General features: G+C 46.3%; 12 protein-coding genes and 1 other annotated feature. Of the genes, 10 read left to right on the top strand and 2 right to left on the bottom strand.

Features of this window, described 5'->3' with window-relative positions; genetic code table 11:
• The first annotated feature begins 29 nt into the window (after nucleotides 1-29).
• The gene (locus tag V6984_RS17170) at nucleotides 30-2,573 is read left to right on the top strand and encodes an FAD-dependent oxidoreductase (RefSeq protein WP_342756828.1); all 2,544 of its coding nucleotides are present in this window, start codon (nucleotides 30-32) and stop codon (nucleotides 2,571-2,573) included.
• A gap of 89 nt (nucleotides 2,574-2,662) precedes the next feature.
• Nucleotides 2,663-2,968 (top strand): thioredoxin, encoded by a 306-nt coding sequence (gene trxA, locus V6984_RS17165; RefSeq protein ID WP_342756827.1) that lies wholly within the window; start codon nucleotides 2,663-2,665, stop codon nucleotides 2,966-2,968.
• Nucleotides 2,969-2,983: 15 nt separating this feature from the next.
• On the opposite strand, the gene V6984_RS17160 is transcribed toward trxA, so the two are convergent.
• Nucleotides 2,984-3,658, bottom strand: coding sequence for a Crp/Fnr family transcriptional regulator (locus V6984_RS17160; RefSeq protein ID WP_342756826.1), 675 nt, complete (start codon nucleotides 3,656-3,658; stop codon nucleotides 2,984-2,986).
• A gap of 245 nt (nucleotides 3,659-3,903) precedes the next feature.
• Here V6984_RS17160 and V6984_RS17155 point away from each other — a divergent pair, with 245 nt between their 5' ends.
• From V6984_RS17155 to V6984_RS17135, 5 genes are read left to right on the top strand one after another with little or no spacing between them, the layout of a single operon-like run.
• Nucleotides 3,904-4,146, top strand: coding sequence for a hypothetical protein (locus V6984_RS17155; RefSeq protein ID WP_342756825.1), 243 nt, complete (start codon nucleotides 3,904-3,906; stop codon nucleotides 4,144-4,146).
• Between the two features lie 20 nt (nucleotides 4,147-4,166).
• Nucleotides 4,167-4,544 carry a RidA family protein gene (locus V6984_RS17150; protein ID WP_342756824.1) on the top strand — a complete coding sequence of 126 codons (378 nt, stop codon included), beginning with the start codon at nucleotides 4,167-4,169 and terminating at the stop codon, nucleotides 4,542-4,544.
• A gap of 29 nt (nucleotides 4,545-4,573) precedes the next feature.
• Nucleotides 4,574-5,071, top strand: coding sequence for a shikimate kinase (locus V6984_RS17145; RefSeq protein WP_342756823.1), 498 nt, complete (start codon nucleotides 4,574-4,576; stop codon nucleotides 5,069-5,071).
• Between the two features lie 51 nt (nucleotides 5,072-5,122).
• Nucleotides 5,123-6,034: a DMT family transporter gene (locus tag V6984_RS17140; protein ID WP_342756822.1), complete on the top strand. Its 912-nt coding sequence runs from the start codon at nucleotides 5,123-5,125 to the stop codon at nucleotides 6,032-6,034.
• A 31-nt stretch (nucleotides 6,035-6,065) separates the two neighbouring features.
• On the top strand, nucleotides 6,066-6,653 hold the full coding sequence (locus tag V6984_RS17135; protein ID WP_342756821.1) for a helix-turn-helix domain-containing protein: 588 nt from the start codon (nucleotides 6,066-6,068) through the stop codon (nucleotides 6,651-6,653).
• Between the two features lie 26 nt (nucleotides 6,654-6,679).
• Here the strand turns inward: V6984_RS17135 and V6984_RS17130 are convergent, their stop codons facing one another.
• Nucleotides 6,680-7,615 (bottom strand): IS481 family transposase, encoded by a 936-nt coding sequence (locus V6984_RS17130; RefSeq protein ID WP_342756820.1) that lies wholly within the window; start codon nucleotides 7,613-7,615, stop codon nucleotides 6,680-6,682.
• Between the two features lie 193 nt (nucleotides 7,616-7,808).
• Nucleotides 7,809-8,093, top strand: a binding site (T-box leader).
• A 246-nt stretch (nucleotides 8,094-8,339) separates the two neighbouring features.
• Here V6984_RS17130 and trpE point away from each other — a divergent pair.
• From trpE to trpD, 3 genes are read left to right on the top strand one after another with little or no spacing between them, the layout of a single operon-like run.
• A complete protein-coding gene (gene trpE / locus V6984_RS17125; RefSeq protein ID WP_342756819.1) occupies nucleotides 8,340-9,803 on the top strand; it encodes an anthranilate synthase component I in 1,464 nt (487 codons plus the stop codon).
• Between the two features lies 1 nt (nucleotide 9,804).
• Entirely contained in the window at nucleotides 9,805-10,371 is a 567-nt protein-coding gene (locus V6984_RS17120) for an aminodeoxychorismate/anthranilate synthase component II (RefSeq protein ID WP_342756818.1), read from the top strand.
• A gap of 22 nt (nucleotides 10,372-10,393) precedes the next feature.
• Nucleotides 10,394-11,401, top strand: coding sequence for an anthranilate phosphoribosyltransferase (gene trpD / locus V6984_RS17115; protein ID WP_342756817.1), 1,008 nt, complete (start codon nucleotides 10,394-10,396; stop codon nucleotides 11,399-11,401).
• Nucleotides 11,402-11,404 lie beyond the last annotated feature (3 nt).

Below are 11,404 nucleotides of genomic sequence, written 5' to 3'. Positions count from 1 at the left end.
TCTGTTTTGAAAGGAGTATAGTTACTGATATGGTAAATGATATGGTAAAGAAAAAATATGCAAAAACCGTAATTATCGGCGGTGTTGCCGGAGGAGCTACCGCGGCCGCACGTCTTAGAAGAATGGATGAACATATGGAAATCGTCATATTAGAAAGGGGAGAGTATATCTCCTACGCGAATTGCGGCCTCCCTTACTATATTGGCGATACGATAAAAGAAAGAGATAATCTTCTGCTGCAGACGCCGGGAGAGATGAAAAAGAGATTCAACATCGAGGTACGTGTGCAAAATGAGGTAACCGCGATCCATAAGGAAGAAAAAAAGATAGAGGTAAAGAATTTAAAGACGGGAGAAAGCTATGAGGAAAGTTACGACGCTCTCATCATTGCTACCGGTTCCTCACCGCTTAAGCCTCCTATCCCCGGAATCGAAGGAGCGAATATTTTTACCCTTTGGACCGTTCCCGATACGGATAGGATAAAGGAATATATAGCTGCGAATATGCCGAAAAGTGCGGCTGTCATCGGCGGCGGCTTCATCGGTCTGGAAATGGCAGAAAACCTCCATGCGGCAGGACTTGAGGTGAGCATCATCGAGATGCAAAGTCAGGTCATGGCTCCCATGGATTATGAGATGGCACAGCTTCTTCATGAAAATCTGGAGATGAACGGGGTGGAGCTGATACTGGGAGACGGCGTTTCCTCCTTCGGGAATAAAGGCAGTTCGACGACAATTCATCTAACCAGCGGAAGATTGGTAGAAGCCGATATGGTAATTCTTTCTATCGGTATCCGTCCTAACAGTGCGCTTGCGAAGGAAGCGGGAATCGCATTGAATGCCAGGGGCGGAGTAATAACCGATGAATATATGAGAACCTCCGAGCCGGATATCTATGCGGTAGGGGACGTAATAGAAACGGAGAACTATACATTAAAGGAAAGAACAATGGTACCCTTGGCGGGGCCTGCCAATAAGCAGGCGAGAGTACTGGCGGACGTGATGACAGGGACGGACAGAACTTATAAGGGAGTGCAGGCGACTTCCGTTGCCAAGGTATTCGACTTGACTGCAGCGGCGGTAGGTATTAACGAGAGGACACTGATTGGAAAAGGGCTGATAAGGGAAAAAGATTATTTTTCTATCCTGATTGACCAGAAATCTCATGCCGGTTATTATCCCGGAGCAGTTATGCTGACTATGAAACTGCTTTTCGACAAAGCGGGAAAGATTCTGGGCGCACAGATTATCGGTGAGGACGGAGCGGATAAGAGGATCGATGTGCTGGCGACGGTTATGCGCCTGAATGGAACCATATACGATCTGGCCGAATTGGAGCTGGCATATGCACCGCCCTATTCCTCGGCGAAGGACCCCGTAAATATGCTGGGCTTCGTGGCACAGAACGTATTAGAAGGACTGGTAAGCTTCATCTCATATGATGAGGTGGATCTGATGCTGGCGGAGAAAAAAGATGACTTTACCATCTTAGATGTGACGGAAGCGGTGGAGCGTGAGGTGTTTTCCATCTCCGAATCTTACCATATTCCATTAGGTCAGCTTAGAAAGCGTATGCAAGAGCTTTCCAGGGATAGGCTGATTATCGTATACTGTGCAATCGGTGTCCGCGCTTATAACGGTGCGAGGATATTGATGCAGAATGGTTTTGCTAACGTGAAGGTGCTTTCAGGAGGAATAACTTTCTACAAGTCCATGCACTACAGGGATAGAAACGAGAGTGTAGGCGGCAGTGGGCAGCAGGAGCTGAAGGCGGCTCAGGAAAGCGAGGATGACTTGGGAATAGATGATATAGCCGCGAAGGTAATTAAAAGCGTAGACTGCTGCGGAATGCAGTGTCCGGGGCCCATCATGAAGGTGAACGAAGCCCTTTGTGAGATGAAGCCCGGAGAAATCCTTAAGGTATGCGCTACCGACATGGGATTTGTAAAAGATGTGGAGTCGTGGTGCCGAAGGACCGGCAATATCTTTGTTAAGTCCGAGAGAAACGAATCCAAAACGCCTGGGGAAAAAGGAAACGTCGTGTTCATTAAAAAAGGAACCGGGGAATGCCGGATAAAAGAAGAACAGTGCGGGAGCGATAAAGTACAGGGAAAAACGATGGTAGTGTTCAGCGGTGATCTGGATAAGGTGCTTGCCTCCTTTATCATCGCCAACGGGGCAGCCGCAATGGGACGTCCGGTTACGATGTTTTTCACCTTCTGGGGCTTGAACGCCCTTCGCAGGCCGGAAAAACAAAGTGTGAAAAAGTCCTTTATCGAGAAGATGTTCGGGGCCATGATGCCGCGGGGAGTGAAGAAACTTACGCTGTCCCGGATGAATATGGCAGGAATGGGAACCGCAATGATGAAAAAGGTAATGGCGGATAAGAATGTAGATTCTCTGGAAACGCTGATGAGGCAGGCGATGGCGAACGGAGTGAAGCTGGTGGCATGCACCATGTCTATGGACGTAATGGGAATTACGAAGGAGGAGCTGATCGACGGTGTAGAGCTGGCAGGTGTAGCATCTTATCTGGGGGATGCAGAAGAATCCAATGTAAATTTATTTATTTAACAAGAGTTTGATTTACCGGAGATTTGTGCTTAAGATGTGCATGCGCACCCGCATAAATTCTCCGGACGCTGAAAGGAGCATGGTATAAAATGAAAGAGATTAATTTAACAAAAGATAATTTTGATGTAGAGGTATTAGGATCTGATAAACCCGTATTGGTAGACTTCTGGGCGCCATGGTGCGGGCCCTGCCGTATGGTGCTTCCTATTGTGGAGGAATTGGCGCAGGAGCTTACCGACGTGAAGGTATGCAAGGTAAATGTAGATGAGGAACAGGAGTTAGCCGCGCGTTTCCGCGTGATGACCATTCCTACGCTCATGGTATTCAAGGGAGGCAATGCGGTGAATACCTCGATCGGAGCGAAATCCAAGGCTGAAATCCTGAAAATGCTGTAATTTTAAAATAGAATATCAGACGAGAGTCGTCAGTTTTTTATGGTCAGTGATAAGGATCTCCCCGCGGGAAAGCCGCACGAGTCCTTCGGATGAGAAGTATTTCAGCATCCGGCTGACCACTTCTCTTGCGCTTCCCATGTATTTTGCGATTTCTTCGTGGGTCATTCTAAGACTTTGGGAACCCGTCTTGGATGTTTCATCCAGCAGAAAAAGGGCCAGCCTCCTATCGAAGCTCATAAATAATATTTGCTGCATCGCCCACATGGCGTCGGAGAAACGTTCTGTCGCCTTCTTGTAAGCGAAGGCTTCCATATAAATATTTTCCTGCATTATCGACAAAAAGACCGCAGAATCCAGCTGAAGAAGCTCGCAGTCCGTTACGGCATCTATAGATACGTCGAAAGTAATGCTTTGCAGGACACAGGCCGCGGAAAGAATGCAGACACTGCCGGAACGGATGCGGTATAGAGTAACTTCCCTCCCTTCTTCTGAGAGGATATACACTCTGAGCGTACCGGTCTTCGGAAGTAATAGACCGACGCAGTCAAGGTCTGCGGTATGTATGGAGCTGTCTTTCTGATAACGGACAACGGAGGTGTTCTTTATGATTTTGTCCTTTTGCTTATCCGTTAATTTATCCCAAAATGTCAGATGTTTTTTGAATAACAATATCTCGTTCGTGTTAAGCATAGCGAGCCGCCTTTCTCTGTTCCGGCATACATGTTAATATAACGGCACCGGATAACCGATATGACATATCAAATATAATTCTATCATATATTGTACACGGAAATACTACGATTCACAACAAACCAGTTGAAAAAACTGTAAAAGGCTAGTACAATTGTTACTGTTCACGGAGTGAACAGTAACGTACAATTAATCACGATAGCCGAGTTTAACAAGAATACGGCTTACGGAAAGGGGAGGTTCCTATGCGGGAAATGGAATTTAAGATGGAGCGTCAGGGGCTGCTGCGGGAAGGTGATTCTGTTACAGTGACTGAAGGAGTTCTTCCCAGCAACTATTACTACACCATCGATCCGTCGCTCGCCATGTCGGGCAACTATCCATTTAATCAGCGGATGTTTGCAAGGCAGGGTGTGGTAATGCGGGTTATCGAGAACGACAGAGGTTTTTATGTGATGGCACAGTTCGACGAAGATAATAAAGCGTAATCAATTCAGGAGGAAAGCATATGTTAAAAAAAGTATCTACAAATAAGGCACCGGCGGCGATTGGACCGTATTCTCAAGGAATCATAGCAGGAGATATGTTGTTTGCATCCGGACAGATTCCCATAGATCCGGCTACGGGCGATATTAAAGGAAGCGACATTATAGAGCAAGCGGAGCAGGTAATGAAAAATGTAGGAGCCATACTTACGGAGGCTGATACCGATTATACGAAGGTAGTAAAGACAACGTGCTTCTTGGCTGATATGGCGGATTTTGCAGCTTTTAACGGAGTATATGAAAAATATTTTACCGGGAAGCCGGCACGCAGCTGCGTAGCGGTAAAACAGCTTCCGAAGAATGTTCTCTGTGAGGTGGAGGTTATCGTATATCTTGGCTGACAAAGCTGAAAGGCATATGGGGTTGCAGGATGAATAATATTATTTTGACCGGTATGCCGGGCGCGGGCAAGAGTACCATAGGTGTGGTACTCGCCAAGCGTCTGGGATACCGTTTTGTAGATTCTGATCTGGTCATTCAGGAGAGGACGGGAAGGCTTCTGCACCAAATCATAGAGGAAAAAGGAATCGATGGATTTATACAGGTGGAAAATGAGATAAATGAATCTCTCGATATGGAGAAAACGGTCATTGCTACGGGAGGAAGCGCCGTTTACGGTAAGGAGGCCATGGTACATTTCAAAAGCATAGGGACGATAATATATCTGGAGCTTTCCTGCGAATCGATAGCCCACAGACTGGGCGATTTGAGCGAAAGAGGCGTTACCGTGCGTAAGGGACAGACGTTAGAGGATTTGTACGAGGAGAGAATTCCCCTTTACCGGCGCTATGCGGATATCATAATCGACTGTGAGGATAAGATGATAAAAGATATAGCGGCGGAAATCGAAAGTGCCTTAAAGAATTAAGTGGCAACGGTCCAAAATTTACAGGTTATGGGAAAGGTATAAATTAACAAAATGAAAAAAACAGCACTCACAAGCAGCTTGCTTTTGTTTTTGGCGGCCTGCATCTGGGGCTTTGCTTTTGTGGCGCAAAGCCTTGGTATGAATTATATGGGCCCCTTGATTTTTAACGGCACACGGTTTTTCTTAGGAGGAATCGTACTTTTGCCTGTAATATTTATGCGGCGTGGAAAGGGCGGGAAGGATAGACGAAAGCTGCCCTTTTCCTTTGCGCTGAAGGGAGGCATATGCTGCGGACTGGCACTCTGTGCAGCTTCTGTGTTCCAGCAGATAGGAATTAAATATACCACAGTTGGGAAGGCTGGATTTATCTCCACTTTATATATTGTTATCGTGCCGGTTCTGGGCTTGTTCCTGCATAAAAAGGTGCGGGGGAGGGTTTGGATAGCCGCAGCGGTTGCAGTATGCGGACTTTATATGCTCTGTGTGGGCGAGAACTTTTCTCTTGGAAGAGGGGATTTATTTATTCTTGTATGCTCAATCCTGTTTTCTGTGCATATTTTGCTGATCGATTATTTTGCTCCCAAGATGGACGGAGTAATATTGTCCTGTATTCAATTTTTTGTGGCAGGCACGATTTGCACCGTTACGGGACTCATTCTGGAACAGCCCGTATGGAATCAGCTTCTTGCGGGGATATGGCCGCTTTTATATGCGGGGGTCGTGTCTTGCGGAGTAGCGTATACCTTGCAGGTTATAGCGCAGAAGAATGTGGAGCCCTCCGTGGCTTCCCTTATACTGAGCCTGGAGTCTTCGGTATCGCTGTTAGGCGGATGGCTTATCCTGGGACAAGCGTTGTCTCAAAAGGAGCTGTTCGGCTGTGCCCTCGTTTTTTCTGCGGTAATCTTAGTGCAGCTTCCGGAGAAAAGCCCTAAAGAAGGCGGGATATATAAAGAGGCGGTTTGAGACGAAAAAGGAAACACTAGGAGGTATTCTCATGGATTGCAGTAAAGTGGGCAAATTGATTTACGATTTGCGGAGAGAAAAAGGAATGACACAAAAACAGCTGGCGGATGCCATGAACATCAGCGACAAGGCCATTTCAAAATGGGAACGCGGGATGGGCTGCCCCGATGTGTCTTTATTGCAGGATCTATCGGGAATCCTCGGAGTAAATATTGAAAAAATTCTGTCGGGGGATCTGGAGCCCAACAGTGTGGAGGCCGGAAATATGAAGAAAATCAAATTTCATGTGTGCCCTACCTGCGGAAATATTATAACATGCACCGGGGAGGCCCAGATATCCTGCTGCGGACGAAAGCTGCCTGCTCTGGTTCCTCAAAAATCACAGGGAGAACATAGTCTGAAAGTGGAGACTGTGGAGGAAGATTACTATATCACTTTCTCACACGAAATGAGCAAGGAGCATTTCCTTAATTTCATTGCTTTTGTTACCTTGGACAAGGTACTGCTCATAAGGCTATACCCTGAGCAAAGCGGAGAAGTGCGCTTTCCCAAGCTCAGAAGCGGAGGCACATTATATTTCGGATGCAGCCGCCATGGACTATGGGAAGAAAAATTATAAATTACTGTAGGTTTGTCAAACATATGTTACAGTGACCGTAAATAATTCTTTAATATCTCTGCGGGAGATTTCCATCCAAGGGGCCTCATGGGAAAGCGGTTATAATCCCTTGTGTTATAGATCTTTAACTGTCTGCCAAAGTCCTCCAATGAGTAGAATCGATGGGTGGCATAAAAGCGTTCATTGTCTTTTCTGTGGCTGCGCTCTACCTTCCCATTATGTCTTGGAGTGAAGGGACGGATCAACTTATGACGGATGCCATGCTGCTGTAGCCTTACCTGAAAAAGAGTCGGTTTATCGCAACCACCATAAGAAGCAAACCGCTTGGTGAATTCCTGCCCATTATCGGTCTGCACACACTCGATGGGTAAGGGAAATGCTTTGATCAGGTGCTCCAAAAACTGTGAGGAAGAATAAGAACTGTGTTCTTCAAAGGCTTCCACGAAACGCCATCGGGAGAATTCATCGATGGCTGTGTATTGATAAAAACGCTTCCCTTTGGCATCACCTGTCAGGCAGACAGAAGGGACAAATTTGACGTCGATCTGGATGCGCTGTCCGGGATAGCTCATGGCTTCGTAAGGCTTAGGGATGTACTTGGGATTTGGAGGTCTTCGTGCCAGAATGCCCTGTTTTCTCAGGAAGCGATAGAGTCCGGGGATGGAGCGGGAGTATCCCCGCTGCATGAGCTTGACCCAAAGGACGACCAGTCCGGCATCTGGATTGCGTCTGCGCATATCCGAAATGAGCTTCCTTTCGGCATCGGTATGCTGGTTGGGGTGATGGTGAGGTTTTCTGGAACGGTCCCTAAGGGATTCGATAGAACCATCAAAACGACGTTTCCAACGATAAATATACTGTCTGTTGGTCTTATATCTGACAGCGGCCTTGGAGACACCATACTTATCCGCGTAATGAATGAGAGATAGACGATACCTCATATCCTGTGTTATACTAGCCATGCGAGAATACGCTCCTTTGTGTAGGTTTTTGTTGTGGTGACTTAAATATAACACAAAAAGGTATTCTCGCTTTTTATTATTTAGTTTTGTAACATATGTATTGTAATCCTACACTATGGGAAGAAAAATTATAAATTACTGTATTGACATAAGCAAAATTCAGTGATAGAATACAGAAAATTAAATAAATCCATGAAAACCGTTGAAGTGGAGATAAAAACAGATGTTGCTCTTACAGAGAGCCGGGATTGCTGAGAACCGGCAGAAAGCAGTTTGTTAAATGGACCACGGAGGGCGCAGTCAAAGGCTAACAGCAATACAGCCGAGTATTCAGCGACGTAAAGCACACGTTAGTTGCTGGGAATATGATAGTATTCCTTAAAGAGCAGGAGATTTCAGCATACATTTGATTTTTCGAATAGATGCCTCTCCTGAATCAAGGTGGCACCGCGGATAGACATTCTGATCCGTCCTTGACAATACCAAAATATTGTCATGGGCGGATTTTGCGCGTATAAGCAGAGTCAGATAGTAATAAAAACAGCCCAAAATGCTTGCATTTCGGGCTGTTTTTATTACTATCTGACGAGCAACGCGAATTCAAGAGGCTTTGCCTCTTGAATCTGCTTATGAAATATAGATAAATGTATTGAAATATGGCAATTAAAACATAGTTATTGATACATCAGCCAATTGATCTTAAAAGTAAAAGGAGGAACCAAATATGTACACACCAACCCTGGAAGAAGTTAAGGCTTTTGCAAAAGCCTACAAGACGGTCCCGATCAGCCGTGTCATTTATTCCGATTTCTGTACTCCCATAGAGGTGCTCAGGATATTGAAATCGGTAAGCTGTCACTGTTACATGTTAGAAAGCCTTGAGGATACGGACAAATGGGGAAGGTATACATTCTTGGGCTATGACCCCAAGCTGGAAATAACCTGCACGGATAAGACAGTACGGATCAGCACAGGTACAGAGTTAGTTATAAAGGACGCGAATCCCGCCCGGTATATCAGGCAGATCATCGAGGAGAATAAGTGCCCGAGGATCAAAGAGCTTCCAACCTTTACAGGAGGACTTGTGGGATATTTCTCCTACGATTATATAAAATACAGTGAACCCTCCTTGAATCTCGATGCCAGAGACGAGGAAAACTTCAAGGACGTGGATCTTATGCTTTTCGATAAAGTGATCGCCTTCGATAACCTGAAGCAGAAAGTGTTCCTGATCGTCAATATGAAGACAGATTCCCCTGTGGAAAATTATAAGAAAGCGATACGGGAGCTTAACGACATGGAGGCGCTCATCACTAAGGGCACGCCGGCACAGATACAGCCCCTTCGCATCAAGTCGGAGTTCCGTCCGCTCTTTAAGGAGAAGGAATACTGCAGGATGGTAGAAAAAGCGAAGAATTACATCAAAGAAGGAGATATCTTTCAGGTGGTGTTGTCCAACCGCTTGGAAGCGGATGTGGAAGGAAGCCTCTTCGATACTTACAGAGTGCTTCGGACGACCAATCCCTCTCCCTATATGTTCTATTTCAGCAGTGATGATATCGAGATAGCAGGAGCATCGCCGGAGACCTTGGTAAAGCTGGAGAACGGCGGCCTGTACACTTTCCCGCTAGCCGGAACGAGGTCCAGAGGCAAGACGGAGGAAGAGGATGAGAGGTTGGAAAAGGAACTGCTTGCGGATCCCAAGGAACTTGCCGAACACAATATGCTGGTAGATCTTGGCAGAAACGATATCGGTAAGATCAGCCGCTTCGGTTCCGTGCAGGTTGAGGAATATATGTCCATCGAGAAATTCTCTCATGTTATGCACATCGGTTCTACGGTAAAGGGAGAAATCAGACAGGATAAGACGTCTTTAGATGCGATAGGTGCGGTGCTTCCCGCAGGAACTCTTTCAGGAGCGCCTAAGATCAGGGCCTGTGAGATTATCAATGAGTTAGAGAATAACAAGAGAGGAATCTACGGCGGAGCTATAGGATATATCGATTTCACAGGAAATATGGACACCTGCATTGCAATAAGGATCGCCTTTAAGAAAAATGGGAAGGTATTCATCCGTTCAGGAGCAGGAATCGTAGCGGACAGCGTGCCGGAGAAGGAATACCAGGAGTGCATCAACAAAGCAAAGGCGGTAATGAGCGCCTTGCAGACGGCGGAAGGAGGAATTTAAGATGATACTGCTAATCGACAATTACGACAGCTTTTCTTACAATCTGTATCAGCTTATCGGTTCTATAGACCCGGGAATCAAGGTGATTCGCAACGATGAATTGACGATTCCCGAAATAGAGGAGCTGGATATCAGCCATATTGTTTTATCACCCGGCCCGGGCAGACCGGCAGATGCGGGAATTTGCGAGGAAGCGCTTAAACATTTTGCAGGAACGATTCCGATACTCGGCGTATGCCTCGGACATCAGGCGATATGCGAAGCTTATGGTGCACAGGTATCCTATGCGAAGGAGCTTATGCATGGGAAGCAGTCTGAGATATCGATAGAGGGGGATTGCAAGCTTTTTAAGGGGCTGCCCGAGACGATCAAAGCGGCGAGGTACCATTCCCTCGCTGCCGTAGAAGAAACCATGCCGGAGGAACTTCTCATAACGGCAAAGACCGGGGACGGAGAAATTATGGGAGTGAAGCACAGAGATTTCGAGGTATACGGCGTGCAGTTCCATCCTGAATCTATCCTTACGCCGGATGGAGAAGCCATACTCCGTAATTTTTTAACAGCATAAAAACAGGAAGGGAGATAAGGAAATGATAAAGGAAGCGATTCAGAAGGTAGTAACTAAACAGGATTTAAGTTATCAGGAAGCGGAAACGGTAATGGATGAGATTATGAGCGGCAGCGCTTCTCAGATTCAGATGTCAGCATATCTGACATCACTGTCATTAAAGGGAGAGAACATCGAGGAAATTACCGCCTCGGCAGCAGGCATGAGAAAGCACTGCATCCGCTTGCTTCATGACATGGAAGTATTGGAAATCGTAGGTACAGGAGGAGATAAATCCAATTCCTTCAATATATCCACCACCTCGGCAATCGTCGTATCGGCTATGGGAATTCCTGTTGCTAAGCATGGTAACCGTGCAGCCAGCAGCAAATGCGGAGCGGCCGACGTATTGGAGGCGCTTGGTGTGAACATCAATATTTCGCCGGAAAAGAGCAAGGAGCTTTTGGAAAAAATAGGAATCTGCTTCCTGTTCGCACAGAACTATCATATAGCCATGAAATATGTGGCTCCGGTGAGAAAAGAGCTTGGAATCCGCACAGTGTTCAATATTCTCGGACCTCTTTCCAATCCGGCGGGAGCCAATATGCAGCTTCTTGGAGTATACGATGAGGAGCTGGTGGAGCCCATGGCGAAGGTGCTTGCCAATCTGGGGGTCAAAAATGCAATGGTAGTATTCGGTCAGGACGGACTTGATGAGATTTCTATGAGCTCTGCCACCACCGTATGCGAAGTGAGAAATAACGAGTTCAGGAAATATACGCTGGAGCCGGAGCAGTTTGGCATGGAGAGATGTAAGAAAGAAGATTTGCTGGGCGGGACTCCCGAAGAAAATGCGCAGATTACTCTTTCAATTCTAAAAGGCGAAAAAGGGCCCAAAAGAGATGCCGTTGTGCTTAATTCGGCAGCAGCGCTTTATGTGGCGGATTCCTCTCTTACTTTGCAGGAAGCGGTTTATAAAGTACAGGAAACGATAGATAATGGAAGTGCACTTAAGCAATTGGAGCGTTTCGTATCTTTATCCAATTCTTAAGAA

Source organism: Kineothrix sp. IPX-CK, assembly GCF_039134705.1.
GTDB lineage: Bacteria > Bacillota > Clostridia > Lachnospirales > Lachnospiraceae > Kineothrix > Kineothrix sedimenti.
Note: the sequence above shows the minus strand (reverse complement) of the source record. Positions and strands in the feature narration are given on the sequence as shown.